Source organism: Martinezella paranaensis, assembly GCF_014200235.1.
GTDB classification, from domain to species: Bacteria; Pseudomonadota; Alphaproteobacteria; order Rhizobiales; family Rhizobiaceae; genus Rhizobium; species Rhizobium paranaense.
This window is the reverse complement of the sequence record NZ_JACHBI010000001.1, coordinates 992,355-1,019,139: the sequence shown is the minus strand read 5'-3', so window position 1 is coordinate 1,019,139 and position 26,785 is coordinate 992,355. Positions and strand designations below refer to the sequence as shown.

The 26,785-nt window shown below is 58.9% G+C and carries 26 protein-coding genes and 5 tRNA genes; 20 read left to right on the top strand and 11 right to left on the bottom strand.

What is annotated here, in order from left to right:
* Window positions 1-68: 68 nt before the first annotated feature.
* Window positions 69-314 (top strand): zinc-finger domain-containing protein, encoded by a 246-nt coding sequence (locus tag GGD50_RS05005; protein ID WP_028755005.1) that lies wholly within the window; start codon window positions 69-71, stop codon window positions 312-314.
* Window positions 315-342: 28 nt separating this feature from the next.
* Entirely contained in the window at window positions 343-1,506 is a 1,164-nt protein-coding gene (locus GGD50_RS05000) for an FAD-dependent monooxygenase (protein WP_107107920.1), read from the top strand.
* Here GGD50_RS05000 and GGD50_RS04995 read toward each other — a convergent pair whose 3' ends face one another.
* Window positions 1,507-2,697, bottom strand: coding sequence for a cystathionine beta-lyase (locus tag GGD50_RS04995; protein WP_107107919.1), 1,191 nt, complete (start codon window positions 2,695-2,697; stop codon window positions 1,507-1,509).
* Window positions 2,698-3,073: 376 nt separating this feature from the next.
* On the opposite strand from GGD50_RS04995, the gene GGD50_RS04990 reads away from it, so the two are divergent.
* The 6 genes from GGD50_RS04990 to GGD50_RS04965 all read left to right on the top strand — a co-directional run bounded on the left by GGD50_RS04990 (window position 3,074) and on the right by GGD50_RS04965 (window position 8,036).
* Window positions 3,074-4,099, top strand: a complete 1,026-nt coding sequence (locus GGD50_RS04990) for an amino acid ABC transporter substrate-binding protein (RefSeq protein WP_107107918.1) — start codon at window positions 3,074-3,076, stop codon at window positions 4,097-4,099.
* A 93-nt stretch (window positions 4,100-4,192) separates the two neighbouring features.
* Window positions 4,193-5,383 (top strand): amino acid ABC transporter permease, encoded by a 1,191-nt coding sequence (locus GGD50_RS04985; protein WP_107107917.1) that lies wholly within the window; start codon window positions 4,193-4,195, stop codon window positions 5,381-5,383.
* A gap of 1 nt (window position 5,384) precedes the next feature.
* Complete coding sequence (locus tag GGD50_RS04980; protein WP_107107916.1) at window positions 5,385-6,539, top strand: amino acid ABC transporter permease; 1,155 nt, start codon at window positions 5,385-5,387, stop codon at window positions 6,537-6,539.
* Window positions 6,540-6,556: 17 nt separating this feature from the next.
* A complete protein-coding gene (locus tag GGD50_RS04975; RefSeq protein WP_028754999.1) occupies window positions 6,557-7,330 on the top strand; it encodes an amino acid ABC transporter ATP-binding protein in 774 nt (257 codons plus the stop codon).
* A gap of 149 nt (window positions 7,331-7,479) precedes the next feature.
* Entirely contained in the window at window positions 7,480-7,719 is a 240-nt protein-coding gene (locus GGD50_RS04970; protein ID WP_107107915.1) for a hypothetical protein, read from the top strand.
* A 155-nt stretch (window positions 7,720-7,874) separates the two neighbouring features.
* A complete protein-coding gene (locus tag GGD50_RS04965; protein ID WP_181316043.1) occupies window positions 7,875-8,036 on the top strand; it encodes a hypothetical protein in 162 nt (53 codons plus the stop codon).
* Between the two features lie 639 nt (window positions 8,037-8,675).
* Here GGD50_RS04965 and GGD50_RS04960 read toward each other — a convergent pair.
* From GGD50_RS04960 to GGD50_RS04940, 5 genes are all read right to left on the bottom strand, one after another.
* Window positions 8,676-8,752, bottom strand: a tRNA-Arg gene (locus tag GGD50_RS04960).
* Window positions 8,753-8,846: 94 nt separating this feature from the next.
* Window positions 8,847-9,152: an ETC complex I subunit gene (locus tag GGD50_RS04955; RefSeq protein WP_107107913.1), complete on the bottom strand. Its 306-nt coding sequence runs from the start codon at window positions 9,150-9,152 to the stop codon at window positions 8,847-8,849.
* A 172-nt stretch (window positions 9,153-9,324) separates the two neighbouring features.
* Window positions 9,325-9,401, bottom strand: a tRNA-Pro gene (locus tag GGD50_RS04950).
* Window positions 9,402-9,528: 127 nt separating this feature from the next.
* Window positions 9,529-10,038, bottom strand: coding sequence for a DUF192 domain-containing protein (locus GGD50_RS04945; RefSeq protein ID WP_107107912.1), 510 nt, complete (start codon window positions 10,036-10,038; stop codon window positions 9,529-9,531).
* Between the two features lies 1 nt (window position 10,039).
* Window positions 10,040-10,618 (bottom strand): cold-shock protein, encoded by a 579-nt coding sequence (locus tag GGD50_RS04940; RefSeq protein WP_028753855.1) that lies wholly within the window; start codon window positions 10,616-10,618, stop codon window positions 10,040-10,042.
* Between the two features lie 197 nt (window positions 10,619-10,815).
* Between GGD50_RS04940 and GGD50_RS04935 the strand changes: the two genes are divergently transcribed.
* The 3 genes from GGD50_RS04935 (at window position 10,816) to GGD50_RS04925 (ending at window position 12,499) form a co-directional block, all read left to right on the top strand.
* Window positions 10,816-11,256: a VOC family protein gene (locus GGD50_RS04935; RefSeq protein WP_107107911.1), complete on the top strand. Its 441-nt coding sequence runs from the start codon at window positions 10,816-10,818 to the stop codon at window positions 11,254-11,256.
* Between the two features lie 267 nt (window positions 11,257-11,523).
* On the top strand, window positions 11,524-12,267 hold the full coding sequence (locus GGD50_RS04930; protein ID WP_245407455.1) for a hypothetical protein: 744 nt from the start codon (window positions 11,524-11,526) through the stop codon (window positions 12,265-12,267).
* A 157-nt stretch (window positions 12,268-12,424) separates the two neighbouring features.
* Window positions 12,425-12,499, top strand: a tRNA-Glu gene (locus tag GGD50_RS04925).
* Window positions 12,500-12,636: 137 nt separating this feature from the next.
* On the opposite strand, the gene GGD50_RS04920 is transcribed toward GGD50_RS04925, so the two are convergent.
* Entirely contained in the window at window positions 12,637-13,836 is a 1,200-nt protein-coding gene (locus GGD50_RS04920; protein ID WP_107108136.1) for a M14 family metallopeptidase, read from the bottom strand.
* Window positions 13,837-14,052: 216 nt separating this feature from the next.
* Here GGD50_RS04920 and GGD50_RS04915 point away from each other — a divergent pair.
* Both GGD50_RS04915 and GGD50_RS04910 read left to right on the top strand, forming a co-directional pair.
* Window positions 14,053-14,127 (top strand) — tRNA-Glu (locus tag GGD50_RS04915).
* Between the two features lie 119 nt (window positions 14,128-14,246).
* Window positions 14,247-14,321: transfer RNA gene (locus GGD50_RS04910), tRNA-Glu, on the top strand.
* A gap of 62 nt (window positions 14,322-14,383) precedes the next feature.
* Here GGD50_RS04910 and recJ read toward each other — a convergent pair.
* From recJ to GGD50_RS04890, 4 genes are all read right to left on the bottom strand, one after another.
* Entirely contained in the window at window positions 14,384-16,189 is a 1,806-nt protein-coding gene (gene recJ, locus GGD50_RS04905) for a single-stranded-DNA-specific exonuclease RecJ (RefSeq protein ID WP_107107909.1), read from the bottom strand.
* 58 nt (window positions 16,190-16,247) lie between these two features.
* Window positions 16,248-17,567, bottom strand: coding sequence for a homoserine dehydrogenase (locus GGD50_RS04900; protein WP_107107908.1), 1,320 nt, complete (start codon window positions 17,565-17,567; stop codon window positions 16,248-16,250).
* A 60-nt stretch (window positions 17,568-17,627) separates the two neighbouring features.
* A complete protein-coding gene (locus tag GGD50_RS04895) occupies window positions 17,628-18,848 on the bottom strand; it encodes an LL-diaminopimelate aminotransferase (RefSeq protein ID WP_107107907.1) in 1,221 nt (406 codons plus the stop codon).
* 223 nt (window positions 18,849-19,071) lie between these two features.
* On the bottom strand, window positions 19,072-19,533 hold the full coding sequence (locus tag GGD50_RS04890; protein ID WP_107107906.1) for a hypothetical protein: 462 nt from the start codon (window positions 19,531-19,533) through the stop codon (window positions 19,072-19,074).
* 158 nt (window positions 19,534-19,691) lie between these two features.
* On the opposite strand from GGD50_RS04890, the gene phaC reads away from it, so the two are divergent.
* The 7 genes from phaC to GGD50_RS33470 all read left to right on the top strand — a co-directional run bounded on the left by phaC (window position 19,692) and on the right by GGD50_RS33470 (window position 26,718).
* Entirely contained in the window at window positions 19,692-21,533 is a 1,842-nt protein-coding gene (gene phaC, locus GGD50_RS04885) for a class I poly(R)-hydroxyalkanoic acid synthase (RefSeq protein WP_107107905.1), read from the top strand.
* A 13-nt stretch (window positions 21,534-21,546) separates the two neighbouring features.
* On the top strand, window positions 21,547-22,296 hold the full coding sequence (gene sfsA / locus GGD50_RS04880; protein ID WP_107107904.1) for a DNA/RNA nuclease SfsA: 750 nt from the start codon (window positions 21,547-21,549) through the stop codon (window positions 22,294-22,296).
* A gap of 2 nt (window positions 22,297-22,298) precedes the next feature.
* Window positions 22,299-23,135: a type I methionyl aminopeptidase gene (gene map, locus GGD50_RS04875; RefSeq protein WP_107107903.1), complete on the top strand. Its 837-nt coding sequence runs from the start codon at window positions 22,299-22,301 to the stop codon at window positions 23,133-23,135.
* A 42-nt stretch (window positions 23,136-23,177) separates the two neighbouring features.
* Window positions 23,178-23,990, top strand: coding sequence for a RadC family protein (gene radC, locus GGD50_RS04870; protein WP_414124013.1), 813 nt, complete (start codon window positions 23,178-23,180; stop codon window positions 23,988-23,990).
* A 258-nt stretch (window positions 23,991-24,248) separates the two neighbouring features.
* Entirely contained in the window at window positions 24,249-24,845 is a 597-nt protein-coding gene (locus GGD50_RS04865; RefSeq protein ID WP_107107901.1) for a dual specificity protein phosphatase family protein, read from the top strand.
* Between the two features lie 104 nt (window positions 24,846-24,949).
* Entirely contained in the window at window positions 24,950-26,353 is a 1,404-nt protein-coding gene (gene sthA, locus GGD50_RS04860; protein ID WP_107107900.1) for a Si-specific NAD(P)(+) transhydrogenase, read from the top strand.
* A gap of 230 nt (window positions 26,354-26,583) precedes the next feature.
* The gene (locus tag GGD50_RS33470) at window positions 26,584-26,718 is read left to right on the top strand and encodes a hypothetical protein (RefSeq protein ID WP_414123940.1); all 135 of its coding nucleotides are present in this window, start codon (window positions 26,584-26,586) and stop codon (window positions 26,716-26,718) included.
* Window positions 26,719-26,785: the final 67 nt, after the last annotated feature.

The following is a 26,785-nucleotide window of genomic DNA, read 5'->3' as shown; positions in this document are numbered from 1 at the left end:
GAGAAGAATTATAAAGAAGGGCAATCAAGTCTGGCGCCATCTAAGGCAAGACGCATTCGGAGATCACCATGGCCGGCCACAACATTCCCCATTTCCAGAACGACGGCGGACACCGCGTTATCGAGATCGGCGTGAAGGAATTCATGTGCACCGGCGCCTCGGTCCCCTACGACCATCCGCATATCTTCATCGACATGGGCGATGAAAGCGAGAAGGTCTGCTCCTACTGCTCGACACTCTATCGCTACAATCCGTCGTTGAAGGCCGACGAGACCAATCCGGCAGGCTGCGTCTTCCATTTCAAGGCCGCCTGATCCTGAGAGCGGATCGGACATAGCTCAAATGCCGATCAAGACTGCCGCGATCATCGGTGCCGGAATAGCCGGCCTCACCGCGGCGCTAGCGCTTGCCAGGCATGGCATTCGCTCGGACATTTTCGAACGGGCCGAAGCGCTGACCGAAGTCGGCGCCGGCCTGCAAATCTCTCCCAACGCATCCCGCATTCTCGACACGCTCGGCGTGCTCGACACCCTTCGGCCTGTCTGGCTGGAACCGAAAGAGGTGCGGCTGGTCTCCGGTTCGTCCTTGCGGCTGCTCGCATCCGTGCCCTGCGGCAGTTTCGCCAGGGAGCGCTGGGGCGCCCCCTATGGCGCTGTTCATCGTGCGACGCTGCAAAAGGCGCTTCTCGCCGCGGTGACGGCCAACCCGTTGTGCACGCTGCATCTCGGCCACGATATCAATAGGACAGACGCGAACGGATTGAACGAGATCGGCGGCATGGACGTGGATCTGATCGTCGGCGCCGATGGCGTCTGGTCGAGGACGCGCGCATTGGTGCCTGGCGCCCCCTCGCCGCATTTCTCCGGCAATATTGCCTGGCGTTTCACCATCCCCGAGGTATCCGCCTCGAGCGTCCTGGACAGAACGAGCGTCACGGCGTTTCTTGGTTCTTCGGCACATCTCGTCAGCTATCCGATCAAGGAACATGCCGCCTTCAACATCGTTGCGATTATGTCCGGAAGCAGTGCGAGCCATGATTGGAGCGCCACCGGCACCAAGGCGCAACGCGAGCATCTTCTGCGGCACTTCTCAGGCTGGAACGATGCCATCACGACAATGCTCGAGCGCCAGGAACAAGCCACCTTCTGGCCGCTCTACGAAGCAAGCGTCGGTCGCTGGCACAATGGCAAGGATGTCGTATTAATTGGCGACGCAGCGCATGCGATGATGCCCTTTGCGGCGCAAGGGGCTGCCATGGCGATCGAGGATGCCTTCGAACTCGCCGGTATGGTGGCGTCTCATCCCCTCACCGAAGCACTCGATCTTTTCGAAAAGCATCGCACGCCGCGCATCGCGCGCCTGCGCCAACGCGCTGCCCTCAACCAATTCGCCTATCATGCCCGCGGACCCGTGCGGCTGGCCCGCAATTTCGTTCTTTCCATGCGTCCGCCGCAAAAGCTCGCGGCGGATCTGGATTGGGTCTACGGCTATCGCGCCATGGGCTGATCAGGCCTCTTTCGCGGCAGCAAGGCCTTTTTCGATATCGGCCTTGATATCGGCGACGTCCTCAAGACCGATCTGCAGGCGCAGCACTGGCCCTTCCGACGGCGCTTTGCTGATGCGTCGGTCGTTGAGATTGACGTGCAACGCGAGGCTTTCGAAACCGCCCCAGGAATAGCCCAGACCGAAAATCCGCAGCGCATCGAGGAAGGCGTGCGCCTTGGCCTTGAATTTCTCTGGACGGTCGGTGGCCAACACAAAGGAGAAAATGCCGCTCGATCCCTTGAAGTCGCGTTTCCAAAGTTCATGGCTCGGGAAACTCGGCAAGGCCGGATGCAGCACGCGTGCGACGTCGTCGCGGCTCTCCAGCCATTGCGCGATGGCGAGCGCGCTTTCCTGATGGCGCTCGAGGCGCACGCCCATGGTGCGCAGGCCCCGCAGCACCTGATAGGCATCATCCGGCGCGCCGCAGATGCCGAGCTGGATATTGGCTTCCTTCAACTGCTCCCAATGAGCGGCATTGGCGGATACCGTCCCCATCAGAATATCGGAGTGACCGGCCGGATATTTCGTCGACGCGTGAATGGAGATGTCGACGCCATGATCCAATGGTTTGAAATAGACAGGCGTCGCCCAGGTATTGTCCATGGTGACGACGCAGCCATGACGATGAGCGACGGTCGAAATCGCGGAAATATCCTGCATTTCAAAGGTATTGGAGCCCGGCGCTTCTGTGTGCACCAGCCTGGTGTTCGGCTTGATCAGCAGCTCGATGCCGGCGCCGACCAAAGGATCGTAATATTCGACCTCGACACCCAGACGCTTCAGCATGGTATCGCAGAAGATGCGCGTCGGCCCGTAGACTGAATCGACGATCAGTGCGTGGTCGCCTGACGACAGAAAGGCAAGGAACGGCACGGTGATCGCTGCAAGGCCGGACGGCACCAGGATTGTTCCGGCCGATCCTTCCAGTGCGTCGATAGCCTCGCAAAGCGCATCGGTCGTCGGTGTGCCGCGCGTGCCATAGGTATATTTCTGGTCACGCAGCTCCATGGTTCGCGCATTCGGGAACAGCACCGTCGAGGCATGCACGACCGGCGGATTGACGAAGCCGTGGAAATCGGAGGGCGAATTACCGATGTGGGACAAACGCGTGTTGATGCCGGCGTTCTGCAGCAATGTGTCTTTGTCTTTCATGTCTGGGTATGCCTTTGGCGCTGTGGAGACTTCGATTAGTGGCTGCCAAGCGCGGCGGGGTCAACCCCCGAACGATCCAGAAAATTCTAATATTTATGCACAAGCTAAAATACGGGAATGACGGAATAATCCGTCATTTTCGCGCAGTTTTTTGGCAAAATGCTGCTCAAATAGAAGCCAAACGCCCGATTTCGAACCTAAACCAGCGAAAACGCCGAATTATTCCTCAATAAGTTGGGCTGTGTCTTGACCGCAAATGCATTTACGACTGTGATAGGATCACTCGCACCGGGAGAGTGAGGAACACGGTTCTCCGAGAGCCTGCTTCGGGAGCGATAAGCTTTAACTATAAAACAATAGACAAAGGTTGGGAAAGATGAAAAAGATTGCTCTGTCCGTATTCCTCGGAGCGGCAGCTTTGGCATACACCGCTTCTGGCGCGTCGGCTTCGACGTTGAGCGATGTGAAGGCCAAGGGCTTTGTTCAATGCGGCGTAAATAGTGCCCTTCTTGGCTTTTCACAGCCCGACGCCTCCGGGAACTATGCCGGCTTCGACGTTGACCTGTGCAAGGCTGTCGCTGCTGCTGTCTTCGGCGACGTAACCAAGGTGAAGTACACCCCTCTCAGCGCGAAAGACCGCTTCACTGCGCTGCAGTCCGGTGAAATTGACCTGCTTTCGCGCAACACCACCTGGACGATCAACCGCGATACCGCGCTCGGCCTCAACTTCCGCCCGGTCACCTATTATGACGGCCAGGGCTTCATGGTTCGTAAGGAGCTGAACGTAAAGTCGGCTCTGGAACTCTCCGGCGCCGCCGTTTGCGTTCAATCCGGTACGACGACCGAGCTCAACCTCGCCGACTACTTCAAGACCAACAACCTTCAGTACAATCCGGTGGTCTTCGACAAGCTCGAAGAAGTCAACGCCGCTTACGACTCCGGCCGTTGCGACGTTTATACTACCGACCAGTCCGGCCTCTATGCGCTGCGCCTGACGCTGAAGAACCCTGACGACAACGTCGTTCTGCCGGAAATCATCTCCAAGGAGCCGCTCGGACCGGCCGTTCGCCAGGGCGACGACCAGTGGTTCGATATCGTGAGCTGGACGGCTTATGCTCTGATCAATGCCGAAGAATTCGGCATTACGCAGAAGAACGTCGACGAGATGAAGAATTCGGCCAACCCGGACATCAAGCGCTTCCTCGGCGCCGAGCAGGGCTCGACCATCGGCACGGACCTCGGCCTGACCAACGATTGGGCGTATAATATCATCAAGGGCGTCGGCAATTACGGCGAAGTCTTCGACCGCAACATCGGCGCCGGCAGCCCGCTGAAGATCCAGCGTGGCCTGAACGCTCTGTGGAACAAGGGTGGCATTCAGTACGCACCCCCGGTCCGCTAAGCCGCGACCGCATGACATTGGGAAAGGCGGTTTTCCGCCTTTCCTCCCTTAAGAAAACAAGCCCGAAACGGGCACAGAGGGGAAAAAGTCTGCATGGCAATTACAATAAATTCGCCCGAGGGCGAACGATCGTCCGGATCAGCGATCAATAATCCCAAAGTCCGAGGCTTGGTTTACCAAGTCTTTACCATCGCAATTCTGCTGGCGCTCATCGGCTTCGTTATCCACAACACCGCCGAGAATCTGCGTGCGTCAAACCAGCCTTTTGGATTTTCGTTTCTGGGCGGACGCGCCGGCTTCAATCTCGGCCAAGCGCTGATTCCATTTTCGAGCGATTCCACAAACATCAACGCGCTCGTCGTCGGCCTGCTCAATACCATTCTCATCGCAATATCCGGCATCATCGCAGCGACGATCATCGGCTTCATCGTCGGTATCGGCCGGCTTTCACATAACTGGCTGATCGCTAAGCTCTGCCAGGCCTATGTCGAGTTGTTCCGAAATATCCCGCCGCTGCTCGTTATCTTCTTCTGGTATAGCGGCGTGCTGGTGCTGCTGCCGCAGGCTCGTGAGGCCCTGCACCTGCCGTTCTCCAGCTATCTGAGCAATCGCGGCCTTGCCTTTCCAAGCCCGATTTTCGGTGCCGGGATGTGGGCTGTCGGCATCGCCGTCGTGGTCGCCATCATCGCCATATTCTTCGTGGCCCGTTGGGCGCACAAGCGCCAGGCGGCGACCGGCAAGCAATTTCACACGATTTGGGTGGCCGTGGCGATATTCATCGGTTTACCGCTCCTGACCTTCTTCGCAGCTGGCATGCCGCTTTCCTTTGACTATCCTGTCGCAGGCAAGTTCAATCTGACAGGCGGCTCTGTCATTGGACCGGAATTCATCTCGCTATTCCTGGCGCTTTCCTTCTATACGGCTTCCTATATCGCCGAAATCGTTCGCGGCGGCATTCGCGCCGTTGCCAAGGGGCAGTCGGAAGCTGCCGGCGCGCTCGGGCTTCGCTCCGGCGCCATCACGCGGCTCATCGTCATTCCACAGGCAATGCGCATCATCATTCCGCCGTTGACGAGCCAGTATCTCAATCTAACGAAGAACTCCTCGCTCGCGATCGCCATCGGCTATGCCGATCTGGTCGCCGTCGGCGGCGTTATTCTCAATCAGTCTGGTCGAGCCATCGAAGTCTTCGTCATCTGGATGCTTGTCTATCTTACGCTCAGCATCGCGACGTCGCTGTTCATGAACTGGTTCAACGCCAAGATGGCTTTGGTGGAGAGATAAGATGTCCAACGGAAGCCAAAGCTTTGTGAGCAAAACCATCCTCCCCCAATTGCCGCCGCCCTCAAGCGAAAAAGGCGTCATTCACTGGGTCAGGAAAAATCTACTGGCGACGCCGCAGGATGTCGTTCTAACCATCCTTGCCATAGCCTTTCTCGCCTGGGCCATTCCGCATGTCGTCAACTGGCTGTTCGTCCAGGCGGTGTGGAACGGTACCGATCGCACATTCTGCGCCACGACCGTGCAAGGCGGGACGCAACCTGACGGCTGGAGCGGCGCTTGCTGGGCCTTCGTCCGGGCGAAGTTCACCATCTTCATGGTCGGCCTTTACACGCCGGATGAGCGCTGGCGTCCGGCACTGGTCGCCATTCTCACCATCATCCTGTTTGCGCCGATGATGATACCGTCGGTGCCTAAAAAGGGGTTGAATGCCATTTTGGCGTTTATCGTCCTCCCTATCGTCTCGTTTTTCCTGCTTTACGGCGGCTTCGGCCTCCCGGTCGTGGAAACGCAGAAGTGGGGCGGCCTGATGGTAACGCTGGTCCTTTCCTTCGTCGCAATCATCGTATCATTTCCTTTGGGCATCCTGCTTGCGCTCGGACGACGCTCGAAAATGCCCGTCATCCGCATGCTGTGCGTCCTCTTCATCGAGGTCATCCGCGGCATTCCGCTGATTACGGTACTGTTCATGGCCAGCGTCATGCTGCCGCTCTTCCTGCCGCAGGGCTGGACGGTGGACAAGCTGCTGCGCGCCGTCGTCGGCGTTTCGATCTTCACCTCGGCCTACATGGCCGAAGTCATCCGCGGCGGTCTGCAGGCGGTTCCGAAGGGGCAGTTCGAAGGTGCCGATTCGCTCGGCCTCGGCTACTGGCAAAAGATGCGCCTGATTGTTCTGCCGCAGGCGATCAAGCTCGTCATACCCGGCATCGTCAACACCTTCATCGGCATGTTCAAGGACACGTCGCTGGTGTCGATCATCAGCATGTTCGACCTGCTCGGCATCGTTCGACAAAACTTTTCCGACGCAAATTGGGCAAGCGCCGTGACACCGCTTACGGGTCTGGTCTTCGCGGGCTTCATATTCTGGCTGTTCTGCTTCGGCATGTCGCGCTATTCAGGCTTCATGGAACGCCATCTCGACACTGGCCACAAACGATAAAAACTGAGGGAAAAAATATGGCTGACGCCCAACCCAAAAAACTGACCATTTCCGACACGGAAGTTGCAGTCGAAATGATCAACATGAACAAGTGGTACGGCGATTTCCACGTGCTGCGCGACATCAACCTTAAGGTCATGCGCGGCGAGCGAATCGTTATTGCCGGGCCTTCCGGCTCGGGCAAATCGACGATGATCCGCTGTATCAACCGCCTTGAAGAGCATCAGAAGGGCCAGATCATCGTCGATGGCACGGAACTGACGAACGACCTGAAGAAGATCGACGAAGTCCGCCGCGAAGTCGGCATGGTGTTCCAGCACTTCAACCTCTTCCCCCATCTGACGATCCTGGAAAACTGCACGCTGGCGCCGATCTGGGTGCGCAAGATGCCGAAGAAGCAGGCGGAGGAAATTGCGATGCACTTCCTCACCCGCGTCAAGATTCCGGAGCAGGCGAAGAAATATCCTGGCCAGCTTTCCGGCGGTCAACAGCAGCGTGTGGCGATCGCCCGTTCGCTCTGCATGAACCCGAAGATCATGCTGTTCGATGAGCCGACCTCGGCACTCGACCCGGAAATGATCAAGGAAGTGCTGGATACGATGGTGGGTCTCGCCGAAGAAGGCATGACCATGCTCTGCGTCACCCACGAAATGGGCTTCGCCCGCCAGGTCGCCAACCGCGTGATCTTCATGGACCAGGGCCAGATCGTCGAGCAAAACTCGCCGAAGGAATTCTTCGAACATCCGCAGCACGAACGCACCAAGCTGTTCTTGAGCCAGATCTTGCACTGAACGGACGACACGACAATCAAAACCCGTCGGCTGCGACCCAGCCGGCGGGTTTTTCTATATGCATTCGGATTTGCGACGGCTACTGCAGTTAACCATATTGACACTTGGTGCAAACCAGAACATTGTGTGAACAAATCAGGGCGAGCACAATGGCATCCGGCGAAAAATTTATTATCCTTCCCTATAAGAAGAACCGTGGAAATCTGGTCCCAGGAGAGATGCGGCAGGCGTCGAGCGCCGCCAGCGCCGAAAAGATCGCCTCTTCCATGTCCGCGCGTTTCGTCGGCGTCGCCGCCTATGCGGTCATGGTCGACGAAGAGACCGGCGACATGACCTCCCCTCGCCTCCTAGCCCGGCACGGGGAGATCGCCGACCTCAACGTCGCCTGACCGATTGTCGCCGCTCAAAGGCGTCCCTTTCTGAGGCGCCGTAACGTAAAGGCCGGCGGCAAGAACATAGTCGTAGCGCCCCGCCCTAAACTCGATATATTGCCGACCGCTGCTTGGGGATGCAGTTTATAGGCATCGGGGGGACGAGACGGCACGTGAAGAAAAGCGACAGGATAATCGCTGCGCTGGCGCTTCTCAGCGCAGCAATCATCGTTGTAAGAGTGATCGGTGCAGTGGCCGGTTATGACCTCATCGACATGGCAGTGAATGCAACCAGACCGGCAGATGCTGGCGGTTGGCCAATGGAGACGCATTGAGTCTGGCTCTGTTGTGGCGTTGTGTGCTGCAACAGACTGACAAATAATGGATGCAACAGGGCAGTCCACAAGTCTATCGCTCACCAAGTCAAGAGAGGACGGACAGAGCCATAGGAACCCGGTTGCGACCCGCTTGGAGCTAACTGATTATCTCGTTGGACTCTCTCTGACCATCGCCGACGGTCAGCCGCTTTGTCTTTGGCGGTGGCGGGATCTGTCGATTTTCTTGCGGTTGCGGAACCAGATTGTCCGCCGACCGTCGAGCAGGAAGCCACGAAAACAGCGGGAAAAATAATCAGAATGCCGAAGGCGACTGCTCTCGCGAGCCTGTAGTAGATCGGCTGCATAGACACCCCTAATGCTCTCTTTGACCACCTGTCATAAAGAGAGATGTTATTCGATTTTGCAACGAGTGGAAACTAGAGGCTATTGGGATTCCCGTGCGATGGACAGTAACCGGTACTCCAGCCCCACCTTTTCCTCGCCGCCCTATCGTTCGCCGCGTGTCACAAGCTATATCGCAGCCTCGGGCTGAATGCGGACAAACTCAGTGAAACGAGAACATCCTAACCCCTCACTCCGATCCAGCGAGGAGGAGCAGGAAAATAATCATTCAAAATCAATTAGTTAAAAAGGAGATGGCGACCCCTGCAGGATTCGAACCTGCGACCACCTGCTTAGAAGGCAGGTGCTCTATCCAGCTGAGCTAAGGGGCCTGAAAACCAAGCCGCCGCGAACCGTTCGCGGCTGACAACACATGCCTGAAACTTCCGTCAAACTCAATGGCCATCGAATTCAACGAATGCTGGATCAATGGGTCCAGGGCTGAATGCGATTGAAACGGAAGTTATCGGTATAGGAGACAACCTGGCGGTTGGCGTCCTTAGGGGCAAGGACGCGGTATTCGATGCCGTTGCGCTGTGCATAGGCTTCGGCCTGTTCCTGCGTCTCGAAAGTCAGCTTGAGCTGCTGGCGCGTATCGGCCGAGGAGGTATAGCCCATGATCGGATCGATCCTGCGCGGAATTTCCTGGTCGAATTCCAGAACCCACAAATGGGTCTTGGCCTTGCCGGATTGCATGGCGGTTTTTGCGGGACGGTAAATCTTGGCAGGCATCGCTGCAGCGCCTCCGGATAAGCGGGACAGTCCCGCCTTTTTGCTTCTCTCGTCTTCGCCCAGCCTATAATGGCAGAGCATTGTGGGATTTGCTTAGCCGCGAATCCCTTTGTTTTCAAGCAAAAAGGCTGCCAGGCGGCATTCTGATTCATAGATATTAGGGGGATTTAAATGGTCGGAGTGGAGAGATTCGAACTCCCGACCCTCTGGTCCCAAACCAGATGCGCTACCAGACTGCGCTACACTCCGTACCTGTCGCGTAATCCCTTCAGGAGATCGCGTTGTTCCGCTCAGCGGAACGAGTGGGGAGATACACGGTTCATCTCCGTGCTGCAACAGCTAAAATGGCGTTGAAGCGCTGATCCCCGGGGAAAATCTATTTGCCGAGCTTGGCGGAAATCGTGGCGCTGGTCGCCTTGTCGCCGACGGCAAGGCCGAGTTTTCTGGCGGTACCGCCGTTTAGCTCAATAACGTAAAGCACCGGCCCGCCGGAATTGATGATCGCTTCCGAATAGGGTGAGGCGTTTTCCTGAATGTGCGTTACGACGCCGCTCTTGTCCAGGAAGAGCATATCGAGCGGCAATACGGTATTCTTCATCCACATCATGACGGGGCGCGGCGCACCGAAATCGAAAAGCATGCCGTGATCAGCCGGCATGCTCTTGCGATACATCAGGCCGTACTCGAGCTGCGGCTCGGTCAAAGCCAATTCCACGGTGAATTTGTGTGTCACGCCCTTTGCCGTTTTGATCGACAGAGGTTCCGAATCGAACGTTACCGCTTTCTCGCTGGCCGCTTGCGCCGCGAAGGCTGGAACGGATGCCCCGACAAGAAAAAGCGCCACGACGGCGCTCTTCAAAACAGCAGAAAACGTAGCTCTGATCATGTCAATGCGGCCGCGTCACCGGGCTTGGCGCATCCGGATGGATTTCCGCCGCCATCAGTCCCTTCTCACCCGGCCCGAAGCGGACGAGAACCACCTGCCCCGGCCGCAACTCCGCCAGACCGAAACGACGCAGCGTTTCCATATGCACGAAGATGTCTTCCGTGCCCTCACCGCGCGTCAGGAAACCGAAGCCCTTGGTGCGGTTGAACCACTTGACCAAGGCGCGCTCTAGGCCGCTTGTCGCCGTGACCTGCACATGGGTGCGCACCGGCGGCATCTGCGACGGATGCACGGCGGTCGACTGATCCATGGAGAGGATCTTGAAAGCCTGATACCCACGTTCGCGACGCTGGATCAGCGCAACGATGCGCGTTCCCTCGAGAATGGTCTGATAACCGTCGCGGCGCAGGCACGTCACATGCAACAAAACGTCCTGCATGCCGTTATCCGGAACGATGAAGCCAAAACCCTTGGCGACGTCGAACCATTTGACGACGCCGGAGATTTCGATGAGCTCGACGGCCTCGCCCGACATCTCTCCGAAGTCGACGATTCCCTTCGATGAAATTCTGTCACCCATCTTAGCCAGCCCTCGATTACGCGTCACACTGTTACAGTTAACTGATTCCTTGAAATCAAGATTAACATCTTGGTAACGGAAAAGCGCAAGTCCTAGTTTTCGTTTATTCCCATCCGTAGATTAGCGCGCCGAGTCTTGCCTGAAGCTGGTGTCTCGTTTCATGATCGTCTCAGCACAAACATTAGAGAGGAAACAGTATGCGTTATCTCCACACCATGGTCCGCGTTACCGATCTCGACGCTTCACTGCACTTTTATAGCACTCTCTTCGGCCTCACCGAAACCCGTCGCTATGAAAACGAGAAAGGCCGTTTCACACTCGTTTTCCTTGCTGCCAGCGAAGATGCAGAGGCTTCCCGAAGCAGCGGTGCCCCCAGTCTGGAGCTCACCTACAACTGGGACCCTGAGGAGTATACCGGAGGACGCAACTTCGGTCACCTCGCCTATGAGGTCGATGACATCTACGCAATCTGCCAGAAGCTTATGGACAATGGCATTACAATCAACCGGCCGCCCCGCGATGGTCACATGGCTTTCGTGCGTTCTCCGGACGGCATTTCCATCGAGATCCTGCAGAAGGGCGCCAACCTGGCTTCCGCCGAGCCCTGGGCTTCGATGCCCAATACTGGCGCTTGGTAAAGCGCTAGCTTTCGTGAGGCTTGCGGCGCGCGCGGAGCCATCGGTTTCGCGCTTGCCGGCCATACCCGCTCTCCGGCATGCTTGGAACGACTCGAAGCATCATGCATCGGATTTCGCGCGGTCATCGTTCCCAGTTTAGAACCGCGCGAGATCATCGTCCCTCGCAAGAGGCCGTTCCGGTGCCAACTTTTAAGCGGGGAACGTCCTTTGTGCGATCAGCAGATTTTATCCGGCAATAAAAAGCTCGCAAGCTCTATTGCCGTCGCCATGTCATTTCTGATGCTCGCTGGCTGCGCGACGGCAGGTGACAAACAGAAACAGGCGGCCGCGGCCGAACCGCAGCCCAGTGCTGCCGAACAGCTTGCCGATGCCCTCAACACCAAAGCCGACGCGAAACGGCAAAAGGGCGATCTCGCCTATCGCGATCCAATGGTGCACAGCGTGCATGGCACCCGGCAACAGATGGTCGCCGAAGAGACGAACAGCCAATCCTTCTTCCCGCCGGCACCAGCCGGGGCAACGCCTGTGGCCACCGATGCGCCGGCCGGCATTGCCGGCCTGGTGACGCAGCCGACGGGTGTCAACGCCAACAGAAGCAGCATCTATTCGGCACCCCCGCCGATTGCCGTCAATCCGGACGGAACGCTGGCCAATACCCAGCCGGGACAATCGCAGGGAATCACGCCGATCATGCGCAGCGTCTATAGCATGCCGCCAAGCGCGACGCAGAATGTCACGCCACAACAGGGTAACGGCGGAATGCCCGTCGACCAAACGTCGCAGGCGGTGATTCCGCCACCCGTCGTCCGCAACGCCGCCTATGCATCGGGGAGCCCGATGAAGCCGACTGCGGACGCAACGCCCTCGAAAATCCTGCCCGCTCGCGGTTCCAACGCTCGTAGGATAGACAGCAAGGAGGCCCTGATGCTGGCGCATATCGTTGCCTCGAAGGGCCAGGGCCAGGATGGCAAGCCGCTGATAACGCAGCCGCAGAGTGGCGGGGGGCTCTAAGCCCGCCCCTTCTGCAAATTGGCGCAACATGCTGTTAAGGCATGCTTATTCAAACTTCGCCGAAGCGTTATGCTTCTGTCATTTTTTCCAAGAAAAAGCGAAATAGGCGCTTGCGGGAATGAAATCACCCCGCTATAAGCGCGCCACACAACAGCACGCGCCCTTCGTCTATCGGTTAGGACGACAGATTTTCATTCTGTAAAGAGGGGTTCGACTCCCCTAGGGCGTGCCACTGTTTCCATCACTTCAGAACAAAACCGAGTACTTGGGTCCGCGATCGACCCCAAGCGGAAACGCGTTCGTCATCAGCCGAACTTACGGCAATGACCGAGAATGTTGAAAAAGTCTGATGTGTGGTGCTCGATGTGACTACTCGGGATAGACCTGAACATCCTCCGGCGCCGGCTTGTTGAAAAGGATGAACACCAAGGGATTGCCCGGCTCGGACATTGCATCGCTGCGCTGGCCCGTTATCTCTCCGGCCACGCCGCTTGTATATTCCGCAACCACCTCGCCGAAGCTATTGCGCTGGATGGCAACCTTCTGTCCGGCTCCGACCTTATCATTGAGTTTGACCAGATGCTCAACGAGCCCGCCCGCGGTGGCCAGGATCGGGAACGCGCTGTTACCGACAAAAACCGTCACGTCCTTGCCTGTACGCCCCATCGGCCCGGCAACGATGCCGTGATGCTTGAGGACGTTCATTGTGCCTTCCACGAAGAGCGAGATCATTTCTAGGTCTAAGACGCGCGGAGCGCCGATTTCCGGCGTGAATGCCGGGATGCCCACATCCATGAACGCGTTGTGCAGGACACCGGGATAGACGTGATTGTCGAAGATCTGGCCGACGGGGTACAACTCCACCATCGCCTTGACCTCGGGCACATCCATACCGCCAATATTGAATGCCGTGACTTCAAATCCGGTTGTCCCGGTGTGGAAGTCGATCGCGAAGTCGGCGTTCGGTCGCAGCAGCCGATTGAACAGAAGCCCGGCGTGTCGGCTGGGCGCGGTGGCGCCGTTCTCGTTCCCGGGCCACTCCCGATTCATATCGATCAGATCGATGCCCCTGCCCTGGTTGGGCCATCTGCGCTGCATGCTTCCCAGGGCCGCGGGGGATACGTCTGTGACCGCCATCACCGTGCCCGACATCTGCGCCGGGTCGAGCTGGTTCATCACGAGCTGGACCGTATGCATGGAACTCATCTCGTCGCCATGTACGCCACTGGTCAGGACACCGCGCTTGCCCGGCTTTACTCCCTTGGCGACCATCACAGACACATGCCAGTGCTGTCCGGTCGGCATCTCAACACCCCGGAAATACAAGAGGTGCTTCTTGCCGGGCTCCAGGTCGTTGACATCGAGCGCGCTGACGACCTTTTTGCCTTCGATAACATCGCCGGTATAGACCGTTCCCGATGACGGATTGGCAGGAGGTATCGCTGCGTCCTCAGCATTCGCTGGACCAGCGTTGACGGTGATGGCGGCTGTGGCAACGGCGCCGACCGTCGCGATGGATGCCATTATCAGATCGCGGCGATCGATACCGCTTGCAGACTTGTCCGGCATGATGGGATCCTTTTGTGATTGTGAAAGGCAACGTTCGTGCGGCAGCACGGCATGCATATCGGTCGCAAAATCCCGCTCAACTTAAAATACCGGTATGCCGGCGAATTCGCAAGGTTGCATGATTGCTGCAAGACCTATGTCGAGGGTTGCGATCAATGATCCAGCTTCCGCTTGCGGCGGCTTTGCGCTATTCCTATATGATCGCAAGCGCAGCCTGCGCCCTTCGTCTATCGGTTAGGACGACAGATTCTCATTCTGTAAAGAGGGGTTCGACTCCCCTAGGGCGTACCAACAGGACCCATTCCGAGCTTTTCCACAATTGCCTCGAAAAATCCGCCTCTACCCGTAGATTTTTCTCGATTTTCCGCTTGCGAGAACAAAAGGTGCTGACTATAAGGGCGCCACAGCACGCGCCCTTCGTCTATCGGTTAGGACGACAGATTTTCATTCTGTAAAGAGGGGTTCGACTCCCCTAGGGCGTGCCACTGCTTCCCTTCCCTAAAACTCTGATTTCTCTGTGCTAAAGCGGCGATTTTCCGTTCGCAGTTCACGGCGCCTTGGCGGCATCCATTACGCGCAACTGCACGCGCCTTGCGCCCTGCCAATGATCGGCACCGAGCGTGCCGGCGATGTGGATCTGTGATCCGCGGGAGGAGAGCAGAAGCTCCCCGAGGGGCGTTTCAACGGCGCGGAAAGCGATGCCGTCGAGGCGGCCGCCATCCTGGGCTTCCAGGGTGATCTTGATGTGAGATTGGCCGACGAGGCGTGAATCACGCAGGCGGTGGCTTGGAAGGGCGAAAATCGGCTGTGGGTGACCGGAGCCGTAGGGGCCGGCGGTTTCGAGCTGGTCGACCAGCTCCACCGTCGCACCGCCGGCACCGAGCGCGCCATCGATCTTCAGTGTTTCATTGGCGACGAGGCCGGCGACTTGTCTTTCTGCCTTCTCGGTGAAGAAGGCGCGGAGTTTGCCGAGATTGGCGCGCTCGACCGTCAGGCCCGCCGCCATGGCATGACCGCCGCCCTTGACGAGCAGGCCGGCGTCGACGGCGGCGCGCACCATGCGGCCCATGTCGAAACCGTTGATCGAGCGCCCGGAGCCCGTGCCCCGCCCCATCCTATCAAAAGCAATGGCAAAAGCCGGGCGACGGAACTTGTCCTTTAGCCGCGAGGCAATCAGACCGACGATGCCGGGATGCCAGCTTTCCCGCGCCGTGACGATGACGGAGGCTCCGTCGCCATTGCCATATTCGGCCAGCGCTTCGGCTTCCGCCTCCTGCAGCATGGCGGCTTCCATCGCCTGGCGCTCGCGATTGAGCTCGTCCAGCTTCTCGGCGATCGTCTCGGCCTCGGAGGCAACGTCGAGCGTCAGCAGCCGGGCGCCAAGCGCCGCATCGCCGATACGCCCGCCGGCATTGATGCGCGGGCCGATCATGAAACCAAAGTGATAAGGGCTTACGGGGCCGCCGAGCCCAGCTTTTCGAAACAGAGCGGCAAGGCCGGGATTGCCCTGATGGCGCGCTGCGATCAGGCCTTTGACGACGTAGGCGCGGTTCAGCCCCTTCAGGGGTACGACATCGCAAACCGTCGCCAGGGCGACGATATCGAGCCAGGCAAGCAGGTCCATGGAGCGGACCCGGGCATCGCCTGCCTCGCGCAACTGCCGCAGGGCCGCAACCAAAACCAGGAAGACAACGCCGGCGGCGCAGAGATGTCCCTGCCCCGACAGATCATCCTCCCGATTCGGATTGACCAGCGCGTGGCAATGCGGCAGCTCATGCGCAACCTGATGATGATCGATGACGACGACGTCGATATTGCGAGCCTTCGCCGCTTCCAGCGATTCGAAGCTGGTGGAACCACAATCGACGGTAACGATCAACGTTGCGCCGTTATCGATGAGTTGGTTGATGGCAACCGGATTCGGGCCATAGCCTTCAAAGATGCGGTCTGGAATATAGATGCTGGCCGTCACGCCGAAATGAGTGAGAAAACGATAGAGCAGCGCCGAGGATGCTGCGCCGTCGACATCGTAATCACCGAAGATCGCGACCGTCTCGCCCGTTTTGATGGCGCGCAGCAGGCGTTGCGCCGCCTTCTCGCAGTCTGTCAGCAGATGGGGGTCGGGCATCAGGCTGCGGATCGTGGGATCGAGGAAGGCCATGGCCTCTTCGAGGCCGACGCCGCGGCCGGCTAGAACGCGGGCGATCAGATCCGGCAGTCCATGAGTTTGAGCGATGGCCAGCGCCCGGTTCTGGCCGGCCTGGTCGAGCCGGGAAATCCAGCGGTTGCCGGAGACGGAGCGTTCGACGCCCAGAAATGCCCGCTGCACAGGATCTGCCGGCTGTTCCACCATCTCTCCCAGAATTGGAAGGCCCATTCCGATTTGTCGGAACGGGCCTTGGTCGTCAGAATTATTCCTTCGGCCGCTCGATGCGGATGACCTGCGGCTCGCCGACGAGGTAGCCCTCGGTCTTGATTGCGGCGACGGCCTTGCGCACCGAATCCTCCGTCGTCGCATGGGTAACGAGGATGATCGTCTGATGATGAGCCGGGGCCAGGTGCTGCGTTGCACGCTGCACGATCGATTCCAGCGAGATGTGGTTTTCCGCCATGCGGGTCGCGACGCTGGCGAAAACGCCGGTGCGGTCGAGAACGGTCAGGCGGATGAAGTAGCCGCCTTCGTGGCTCTGCATCTGCGCCTTGCGATAGGGTTCCAACGCCTTCGCCGGATGACCGAGCACCGGCACGCGCTGCGCACCCGGCTGGCTCTTGGCGATGTCGGCGATATCGCCGAGCACGGAGGAAGCCGTCGCATTGCCGCCGGCGCCAGGGCCGACCATCAGCAGTTCGCCGAGAATATCCGATTCGACCGCGACGGCATTGGTGACGCCGTCGACCTGGGCGATGACCGATTCGAGCGGCACCATGGTCGGGTGAACGCGCTGTTCAATGCCGGTCTCAGTGCGCTGGGCGACGCCGAGCAACTTGATGCGATAACCGAGGTCGGCAGCGGCGCGGATATCCTCGATGGAGATATTGGTGATCCCCTCGAGATAGATATCGTCGGCCGCGATGCGGTTGCCGAAGGCAAGCGTCGTCAGGATGGCGAGCTTATGCGCCGTGTCGTTGCCCTCGATGTCGAAGGCCGGATCAGCTTCGGCATAACCGAGACGCTGGGCTTCCTTCAGGCAATCGGCGAAGGACAGGCCCTCTTTCTCCATCCGGGTCAGGATGTAGTTGCAGGTGCCGTTCATGATGCCGTAGACGCGCGAGATCGTGTTGCCGGTCAGGGATTCACGCAGCGCCTTGATGATGGGAATGCCGCCGGCGACCGCCGCTTCGAAGTTAAGCAGCGCGCCCTTCTCTTCGGCAATCTCGGCCAGTTCGACGCCATGATAGGCAAGGAGCGCCTTGTTGGCGGTGACGACATGCAGGCCGCGGGCAAGGGCTGCGCGCACGGCGGCATTGGCCGCCCCTTCGGCACCGCCGATCAATTCGACGAAGACGTCGATGTCGGCCTTCTGCGCCAGATCGACCGGACCACCGAACCATTCGATGCCGGTAAGGTCGATACCACGATCCTTGCTGCGATCGCGGGCCGTGACGGCGACGATCTTGACGGGACGGCCGCAGGTAACGGCAAGCTCGTTGGCGCGGCTCTGAATGATACGGACAAGCGAGGCACCAACGGTGCCCAAGCCCGCAATGCCGATTTTGAGGGCATCTGCCATGAGGAATTCCTGATCAATGTCTTGGGGCACGGCAGCCGCGAAAACGGCTGCCGTGAAAAATTAGGAGCGATGGGCGTTCAGTGAAATCACATTATGCATGGTCTCATCCGCGGTGGAGAGGAAGCGCTTCAAATTGCGCGCCGCCTGACGGATGCGATGCTCGTTCTCGACCAACGCGATGCGGACGTAATCGTCGCCCTGCTCGCCGAAGCCGATGCCGGGCGCCACTGCGATATCGGCCTTCTCGACCAGAAGCTTCGAGAATTCCAACGAACCGAGATGACGGAATTTTTCCGGGATCTTCGCCCAGGCAAACATCGTCGCTGCCGGCGGCGGCACATCGAAGCCGGCCTTGCCGAAGCTGTCGACCAGCACGTCGCGGCGGCGCTTATAGATGTTGCGAACTTCCGCGATATCGGAGCCGTCACCGTTCAGCGCATGCGTCGCCGCCACCTGGATCGGCGTGAAGGCACCGTAATCGAGGTAGGATTTGACGCGCGTCAAAGCCGCGATCAGACGCTCGTTGCCGACGGCGAAGCCCATGCGCCAACCGGGCATGGAGAAGGTCTTCGACATCGAGGTGAACTCGACCGTGACGTCCATCGCGCCCGGAACTTCCAGGACGGACGGCGGCGGATCGTCGTTGAAGTAGATTTCCGAATAGGCAAGATCCGACAGCACGATGATGTCGTGCTTCTTGGCGAAGGCGACGACTTCCTTGTAGAAATCCAGCGTCGCAACATAGGCCGTCGGGTTGGACGGATAGTTGAGAATCAGTGCCAGCGGCTTCGGGATCGAATGGCGCACGGCCCGTTCCAGCGGCGGGAAGAAGCTGTCGTCCGGTTCGACCTGCATCGAGCGGATAACGCCACCAGCCATCAGGAAGCCGAAGGCATGGATCGGATAGGTCGGGTTCGGGCACAGGATAACGTCGCCCGGCGCCGTGATCGCCTGCGCCATGTTGGCGAAGCCTTCCTTGGAGCCGAGGGTGGCGACCACCTGCGTATCCGGATTGAGCTTGACGCCGAAGCGGCGGGCATAATAGGCGGCCTGCGCGCGGCGCAGACCGGGAATGCCCTTGGATGAGGAATAGCGATGCGTGCGCGGGTCCTGGACCACTTCGCAGAGCTTGTCGACGATGGCCTTGGGGGTCGGAAGGTCCGGATTGCCCATGCCGAGGTCGATGATGTCGGCCCCGCCCGCTCGCGCGCTGGCCTTCAAACGGTTGACCTGTTCGAAGACGTAGGGCGGCAAGCGCCGGACTTTATGAAACTCTTCCATTTCTTTCCCCATGGGACAGCGGCCCTTACAACCGCAATGAAGTTCGTCAATCTCTCGGTGAGCCGCGATACGAACTCCGGAATCGCGGCGCCGCAACTATACTGACGCGAAGGATACGGTGAATCTTTGGCGGTTATAGACGCAATCTACTATCAACCCAGGAAGAAACATCGAAATTCAGCCTAGCTGAACGCTTTGCGTCCAAATCGCCTCAAACGCAAGGCTAATTCTGCGTCGGCGCGGGCGTCTGGCTGGGCTCGGCGCTCTGCTGCTGAATTTCCGACAACGTATCCTGGCCGTGTTCGGCGGCGAGCTTGCGCATCTCGGCCACGCGTTTCTGATATTCGGCGTCGGTAATCGTGCCGGCCTTGTGCTGTGCACCGAGCGCCGTCAATTGCTTGCCGATATCGGCCGCCTGCTGGTCGTTGATCTGGACATTCGCCGCCGTCGGGGGAGCGTTGAAGGAGGGGTAACCGTCCTTGTAGTGCTGCTGCGTGTTGCCCTCGTCGACCGGCTTGCCCTCGGCGGACTTGACGACCACAGCCTGTGGGGCCTGCTTGCTCTTGGCAAAGGCCGCCTTTTCCTCAGGCGTCGTGCAGCCGGCAAGCGCCAGCGCGAGAATGCCGCACAAAGCACCGCAGAGTACGGAATACCGGTTGAGTCTTGCCACCATGCCGCCGCCCATATTGTCGTCCTGCTCTATTCCTTGCCGTGGGTTGCGACTGTTAAATTTGTCGCAGCGGCAAAGCAAGAGCAGGGTTGCGTTTCATTCGACTTGTATTCCTTTTCCAGCAAGATGTACAAATGGAAAACAAAAGTGAGCTGCCGCCGGGAGGATGATGCGTGACCGACAGCAAGCGGGACAACAGTGATAGCCACGGCACCTTTCCCGGCTTCGACCCGAAGTCGGTCGAGCCTTACATTGTCAAAGACCCCGAGGCGATGGCCGTCAACTTTGCCCGTGCGTTGGAAAATCTCGGCAAGGCCGCTTCCGCATGGCTTGCGCCACGCGAGCGCGGCGAGAAGATCGACACCGTCGCCGATCCGATGACCGATATCGTCAAGACGCTCTCCAAGGTCAGCGAATACTGGCTTTCCGATCCACGCCGGACATTGGAGGCGCAGACCTATCTGCTATCCGGCTATTTCGGCCTGTGGACGAAAACCATGCAGCGGCTCAGCGGCGATTCGGCTGCCGAGGCTGAACCGGTGAAGGACAGACGCTTCGCCGACGAGGATTGGCAGAAAAATCCTTTCTTCGATTTCCTGCGTCAGACCTATCTCCTGACCGCCGGCTGGGCGGACAAGCTGGTCACCGATGCCGAAGGGCTGGACGAGCACACGCGCCACAAGGCCTCCTTCTACACCAAGCAGATCACCGCGGCGCTGTCGCCGACCAATTTCGTCGCCACCAATCCGCAGCTCTACCGCGAGACCGTCGCGTCCAATGCGGAAAACCTGGTGCGCGGCATGAAGATGTTTGCCGAGGATATCAGCGCCGGCCGCGGCGAATTGCGGTTGCGCCAGACCGATATGACGAAATTCGCTGTCGGACGGGACATGGCACTGACGCCGGGCAAGGTGATCGCGCAGAGCGACGTCTGCCAGGTCATTCAATATGAGGCGGCAACGGACAAGGTGTTGAAGCGGCCGCTGCTGATCTGCCCGCCCTGGATTAACAAATTCTACATTCTCGATCTCAATCCGCAGAAATCCTTCATCAAATGGTGTGTCGAACAGGGGCACACCGTCTTCGTCATCTCCTGGGTGAACCCGGATGAGCGCCACGCGGCCAAGGATTGGACGTCCTATGCGCGCGAAGGCATCGATTTCGCGCTGGATACGATCGAGAAGGCAACTGGAGAGAAAGAGGTCAACGCCGTCGGCTATTGCGTCGGCGGTACGCTGCTGGCGGCAACGCTCGCCCTGCATGCCAAGGAAAAGAACAAGCGTATCCGCACCGTGACCTTTCTGACCACGCAGGTCGACTTCACCTTTGCCGGCGATCTCAAGGTCTTCGTCGATGAGGAGCAAATCTCGTCGCTGGAAGAGCAGATGAAGGCGGTCGGCTATCTCGAAGGTTCGAAAATGGCGACGGCCTTCAACATGCTGCGCGCCTCCGAGCTGATCTGGCCTTATTTCGTCAACAGCTATTTGAAGGGCCAGGAACCCCTGCCCTTCGATCTCCTCTTCTGGAACGCCGATTCCACACGAATGGCCACAGCCAACCATTCGTTTTATCTGCGCAATTGCTATCTCGACAACGCTCTGAGCCAAGGCAAGATGGTGCTCGACGGCAAAAAGCTGTCTCTGAAGGACGTCAAGATACCCGTCTACAATCTGGCGACACGCGAGGACCACATCGCGCCGGCCAAATCCGTCTTCATCGGCAGCCAGTTCTTCGGTGGGCCGGTGGAATTCGTGGTGACTGGCTCCGGTCATATCGCCGGCGTCGTTAACCCGCCGGACAAGCACAAATACCAGTTCTGGACGGGCGGCGCGGTCAAGGGTGACTATGATCAATGGCTGGGCGAAGCCAAGGAGACGCCAGGCTCCTGGTGGCCGCATTGGCTCGAATGGATCAAGAGCAACGACAGCCGTATGGTGCCCGCTCGCAAGCCCGGTGGCGCAGCATTGAACGCCATCGAAGAAGCACCCGGCAGCTTCGTCATGGAGCGCGCCTAAGCGGCTGTTATCCATGCTGTTCAACCCGCCCCTCGTCCCCGCGCGGCTGATCGCCCGCTATAAACGCTTCCTTTTCGATGCCGAACTGGAGAGCGGCGAGATCATCACCGGCTCTTGCCCGAACACAGGCTCGATGCAAGGCCTGACGACACCGGGTTCGCGCATCTGGCTTTCAGAACACGAAAGTCCGAAGCGCAAATATCGTCACGTCTTCGAACTGATCGAGGCCGATGGCACCACGGTCGGGGTCAATACCGCCATGCCGAACCGGCTGGCTGCGGAAGCGATCGCTCTCCGCCAGATTTCCGACCTCGGCGATTACACGACCCTGCGGCGCGAGCAAAATTATGGTCGCAATTCCCGCATCGACCTGCTCTTGACCGACCCTTTGCGGACGACCACCTATGTCGAAGTCAAGAATGTACATTTCATGCGCCAGCCGGGCCTTGCCGAATTTCCCGATACGGTGACAGCCCGCGGCGCCAAGCATCTCGAAGAACTCGGCGATATGGCGGAAGCGGGATACCGCGCCGTCATGCTGTTCGTGATCCAACGGCACGACTGCCAGCGCTTTCGTGTTTGCTGCGATCTCGACACGGTTTACGCGGCAGCCTTCGAGCGAGCTTTGAAACGCGGCGTCGAAGTCTACGCGTTGAAATGCAGGGTTTCGTCGACGGAAATAACGCCGGCTGGGTTGATCCCGATAGACGAACCCGGCATAGCTGCATTAAATACCAGTATAAAGATTTCTGCTGAAGGCTGATCATGGTGAATTACATCGAAGCGGCAACGGCGCCGTCGAAGAATACAGGTGCCATCCGCCTCTACGGCCCGGATGCTTTCGCAGGAATGCGCAAGGCATGCCAGTTGACTGCACGCTGCCTAGACGAACTGGCTGCCGTTGTCGGGCCCGGCGTACCGACCGACGTCATCGACCGCTTCGTCTTCGAGTTCGGCATGGATCACGGCGCCTATCCGGCGACGCTGAACTATCGCGGCTATATGAAATCCTCCTGCACGTCGATCAATCACGTCGTCTGCCACGGCATACCCAATGACAAGCCGCTGCGCGACGGCGATGTCGTCAATATCGATGTGACCTATGTGCTCGACGGCTGGCATGGAGATTCCAGCCGCATGTATCCTGTCGGCGAGATCAAGCGCTCGGCGGAACGGCTGCTGGAAGTGACCTATGAATCGCTGATGCGCGGCATTGCCGCCGTTCGCCCCGGTGCCCGGACCGGAGCCATTGGCGAGGCGATCCAGACCTATGCCGAAGCGGAGCGCTGCTCCGTCGTCCGGGACTTCTGCGGCCATGGCGTCGGCAGCCTCTTCCATGATTCACCGAACATCCTGCATTACGGCCGCGCCAGCGAAGGCCCGGAACTGCGCGAAGGCATGATCTTCACCATAGAGCCGATGATCAATCTCGGACGACCGCATGTGAAAGTGCTTGGCGACGGCTGGACGGCGGTCACGCGCGACCGCTCGCTGTCGGCGCAGTATGAGCACACTGTCGGCGTCACCGCCACGGGCTGCGAGATCTTCACCCTGTCGCCCGGCGGCCTCGACCGTCCCGGCCTGCCGCCGCTGCAGGGGTAATAGATGGCGAAGCGCCCCGCTTCCTCTTCCGGACATGGCGACATGACCGTCGATAGCGGCGGGGCGGCGGATGATCTTGAAGACGCATCGCTTTTCGACGAGCGGCTGTTTTTCGCCCATCAACCCGCCAAAGCCGCGCTGCGCGATAAACCGGCAAAACCGCCGAGCACGCCGGCCAATGCCGAGGCTCACTATCACGGCCATCGCGAAAGGCTGCGCAATCGCTATCGCGATGGCGGCGATGCGGCGCTTGCCGATTACGAAATCCTAGAACTCCTGCTGTTTCGGCTGATTCCGCGCCGCGACACCAAGCCAATTGCCAAGGCGCTGCTTGCCCGTTTCGGCACGCTTGGCGGTGTCTTCGGCGCGCCGACCAATCTGCTGCAGGAAATCAGCGGCGTCGGCGAAGCCGTGGCCCTTGACCTGAAGCTGGTGGCGAGCGTTGCGCAGCGCATGCTGAAAAGCGAGCTGACGGGCAAGCCGGTGCTCTCCTCCTGGAAGGCTCTGATCGACTATTGCCACGCAGCAATGGCGCACGAGGCGCGCGAACAGTTTCGCATCCTGTTTCTCGACAAGCGCAATGCCCTGATCGCCGACGAGGTGCAGGGTTTGGGTACGGTCGACCATACGCCGGTCTATCCGCGCGAGGTGGTCAGGCGGGCGCTCGAACTCTCGGCCACCGCCGTGATTCTCGTCCACAACCATCCCTCCGGGGACTCCACCCCTTCGCGCGCCGATATCGAGATGACGAAGACGATCATCGACACGGCCGGTCCTTTGGGTATCACCGTTCACGATCATATTATCATCGGCAAGAACGGCCATGTCAGCTTCAGAGCGCTGCGATTGGTCTGAATCGGCCTCCCAGATACATTCAGACATTAGAATATTATTGCACTATATTGTTTTTATTCTACCTTAAGATGCGAGTAGCGCTCTGGAGGCGCTGAAGCGTCGATCGTTTCCAGCCTCCCGATATCTCCTCCACTTTTAAGGTAATTGTCAGGATGTTCTGACAAAACGATAATGCCTCCAGATCGGCGCGTTTGTCGGGGGAAGCGGTTGTTTTATTTGCGCCTTATCCGCCCGAGGTTCGGCGTATCCGGAGACTGCATGCAAAAGACGTCCTCGACGCTTTCTCAACGTCTGCGCCGTATCGGCCGCGGTGTTCTTTTTGCATTGTCTCCCTTCGCGCTGATCGCCTGCGGTTTCTACGCCCATATGCTCTGGACGACGAATTTTCATCCCGTCATCGCAGGAGAGGTCTACCGCTCGTCTCAGCCGTCGCCGGCGACGATCGCCGAATTTCAGAAGCAGTATGGCATCAAGACCATCATAAACTTGCGCGGCGAAAACAACGGTCGCACCTGGTATGACAACGAAATCGCCCAGGCGAAGGAACTCAATATCAACCACATCGACTTCAAGATGTCTGCCAGTCGCGAACTGACCCGGGAGCAAGCAGCTCAACTCGTCCAGATCATGCGCGATGCACCGAAGCCGTTGTTAATTCATTGCCAAGCCGGCGCAGACCGCACGGGGCTTGCCTCGGCCCTCTATCTCGCTGCTATCGCCAAAGCCGGCGAAGCGGTTTCGGAACGTCAGATGTCGATCATCTACGGACATCTGCCACTTTCCTTTACCGATGCCTATGCCATGGACCGGACTTTCGAAAAGCTCGAGCCTTGGCTTGGCCTTTCCAGCTCCTGATCATTTCCTGTTAGATAATCTGTAACATTGAGCGGCTACCGGTTGACGGGCAGCATGTTGCGTTGCGACATTGATTCTATAAATTTCAGCACCCGAGGCTTCCGATGGACCGATTCGATCTCATAGTCGTGGGCAGTGGCCCCGCAGGCCGCAGAGGCGCCATTCAGGCCGCCAAGCTCGGCAAGAGGGTGCTGGTCATCGAACAAGGGAAGCGGGTCGGTGGTGTTTCCGTCCATACCGGCACTATTCCATCGAAGACGCTGCGTGAAACCGCGCTCAATCTCTCCGGCTGGCGCGAGCGCGGCTTCTACGGCCGCGCCTATCGCGTAAAGCAGGAAATCAGCGCCTCGGACTTGCGGCGCCGCCTGTTGATCACTCTCGACCATGAAGTCGAAGTGCTGGAGCATCAATTCGCCCGCAATCGCGTGCATCACATTCGCGGCAAGGCAAGCTTCGTCGATCCGCAGACCATGCAGGTCGTCAAGGACGACGGCGAAGTGATCCATGTCACCGGCGCCAGCATCCTGCTCGCGGTCGGCACCAAGCCCTTCCGTCCGGATTACATGCCCTTCGACGGCAGGACCGTTCTCGACAGCGACGAGCTGCTGGAGATCGAGGAGCTGCCACGTTCGATGGTCGTCATCGGCGCCGGCGTCATCGGCATCGAATATGCGACGATCTTCAGTGCGCTCGACACGCAGGTGACGCTGATCGATCCGAAATCGACGATGCTCGACTTCATCGACAAGGAAATCGTCGAGGACTTCATCTATCAGCTACGCGACCGCAACATGAAACTGCTGCTGGGGCAAAAGGCCGAAAAGGTCACCCGGCAGGACGGCAAAGTGGAGCTGTTGCTGGACAATGGCCGCCACATCGTCACCGACATGGTGTTGTTTGCGGCCGGCCGCATGGGTGCTACCGATACGCTCAATCTGGCGGCGGCCGGTCTGGAGGCGGACAATCGCGGCCGCCTCAGCGTCAATCCCGAGACCTTTGCCACCAACGTCCCCCACATCTTCGCGGCCGGCGATGTCGTCGGTTTTCCGAGCCTTGCCTCGACGTCGATGGAACAGGGCCGTATCGCTGCGCGCGTCGCCGTCGGCGCCATCGCCAAGGAGCCGCCGAAATACTTTCCCTACGGCATCTACGCCGTGCCGGAAATCTCCACCTGCGGCCTTACCGAGGAAGAGGTCAAGGAACGCCATATTCCCTATGAATGCGGCATCGCCCGTTTTCGCGAAACGTCCCGCGGCCATATCATGGGCCTCGATACCGGCCTCTTGAAGATGATCTTCTCGCTAAAGACCCGCCGCCTGCTCGGCGTTCACATCGTCGGCGAAGGCGCGACCGAACTCGTCCACATCGGCCAGGCGGTGTTGAACCTCAAAGGCACGGTCGAATATTTCGTCGAAAACACCTTCAACTACCCGACGCTCGCCGAAGCCTACAAAATCGCAGGCCTCGATGCGTGGAACCGGATGGGCGATATCAAGTCGGAGCTTTGAGGGGTCTCCGCAGTTGTCGAGACAGTCCCCTCTCCCCGCCTGCGGGGAGAGGGTTAGGGTGAGGGGCATTTCTCGGGGACACTCAGTTTGCGTGGCCCTAAATCGGAAACGACACAGATAGCCCAAAGCTTTGGTCCGAACCGCGCGACCGTCAACGGCTTTATGTTCGTTCGGCAATATCCCACTGGACCATACTTTGCCGATTTCGCCCCAGGGAGAAACGTCTCGCTGTGGAACTCGATGGAAGCCAGCATCTCGATAGTTCTCGGGATCTACGGCGCGATGCCTTTATGAATGAGGAAGACTGGTCGTCGTTAGCTTTTGGAATGTCGATGTCCTTATCGCGATATCGAAACAGACCATAGGTCTCCAGCAAGCCTATAGCTCTGCCCCTCACCCCAGCCCTCTCCCCGCAGGCGGGGAGAGGGAGCT

Coding starts and splice junctions, on each gene's coding strand:
- GGD50_RS05005 (WP_028755005.1), top strand. CDS start 69: ATGGCCGGCCACAACATTCCCCATTTCCAGAACGACGGCGGACACCGC.
- GGD50_RS05000 (WP_107107920.1), top strand. CDS start 343: ATGCCGATCAAGACTGCCGCGATCATCGGTGCCGGAATAGCCGGCCTC.
- GGD50_RS04995 (WP_107107919.1), bottom strand. CDS start 2,697: ATGAAAGACAAAGACACATTGCTGCAGAACGCCGGCATCAACACGCGT.
- GGD50_RS04990 (WP_107107918.1), top strand. CDS start 3,074: ATGAAAAAGATTGCTCTGTCCGTATTCCTCGGAGCGGCAGCTTTGGCA.
- GGD50_RS04985 (WP_107107917.1), top strand. CDS start 4,193: ATGGCAATTACAATAAATTCGCCCGAGGGCGAACGATCGTCCGGATCA.
- GGD50_RS04980 (WP_107107916.1), top strand. CDS start 5,385: ATGTCCAACGGAAGCCAAAGCTTTGTGAGCAAAACCATCCTCCCCCAA.
- GGD50_RS04975 (WP_028754999.1), top strand. CDS start 6,557: ATGGCTGACGCCCAACCCAAAAAACTGACCATTTCCGACACGGAAGTT.
- GGD50_RS04970 (WP_107107915.1), top strand. CDS start 7,480: ATGGCATCCGGCGAAAAATTTATTATCCTTCCCTATAAGAAGAACCGT.
- GGD50_RS04955 (WP_107107913.1), bottom strand. CDS start 9,152: ATGCCTGCCAAGATTTACCGTCCCGCAAAAACCGCCATGCAATCCGGC.
- GGD50_RS04945 (WP_107107912.1), bottom strand. CDS start 10,038: ATGATCAGAGCTACGTTTTCTGCTGTTTTGAAGAGCGCCGTCGTGGCG.
- GGD50_RS04940 (WP_028753855.1), bottom strand. CDS start 10,618: ATGGGTGACAGAATTTCATCGAAGGGAATCGTCGACTTCGGAGAGATG.
- GGD50_RS04935 (WP_107107911.1), top strand. CDS start 10,816: ATGCGTTATCTCCACACCATGGTCCGCGTTACCGATCTCGACGCTTCA.
- GGD50_RS04930 (WP_245407455.1), top strand. CDS start 11,524: ATGTCATTTCTGATGCTCGCTGGCTGCGCGACGGCAGGTGACAAACAG.
- GGD50_RS04920 (WP_107108136.1), bottom strand. CDS start 13,836: ATGCCGGACAAGTCTGCAAGCGGTATCGATCGCCGCGATCTGATAATG.
- recJ (WP_107107909.1), bottom strand. CDS start 16,189: ATGGTGGAACAGCCGGCAGATCCTGTGCAGCGGGCATTTCTGGGCGTC.
- GGD50_RS04900 (WP_107107908.1), bottom strand. CDS start 17,567: ATGGCAGATGCCCTCAAAATCGGCATTGCGGGCTTGGGCACCGTTGGT.
- GGD50_RS04895 (WP_107107907.1), bottom strand. CDS start 18,848: ATGGAAGAGTTTCATAAAGTCCGGCGCTTGCCGCCCTACGTCTTCGAA.
- GGD50_RS04890 (WP_107107906.1), bottom strand. CDS start 19,533: ATGGGCGGCGGCATGGTGGCAAGACTCAACCGGTATTCCGTACTCTGC.
- sfsA (WP_107107904.1), top strand. CDS start 21,547: ATGCTGTTCAACCCGCCCCTCGTCCCCGCGCGGCTGATCGCCCGCTAT.
- map (WP_107107903.1), top strand. CDS start 22,299: ATGGTGAATTACATCGAAGCGGCAACGGCGCCGTCGAAGAATACAGGT.
- radC (WP_414124013.1), top strand. CDS start 23,178: ATGACCGTCGATAGCGGCGGGGCGGCGGATGATCTTGAAGACGCATCG.
- GGD50_RS04865 (WP_107107901.1), top strand. CDS start 24,249: ATGCAAAAGACGTCCTCGACGCTTTCTCAACGTCTGCGCCGTATCGGC.
- sthA (WP_107107900.1), top strand. CDS start 24,950: ATGGACCGATTCGATCTCATAGTCGTGGGCAGTGGCCCCGCAGGCCGC.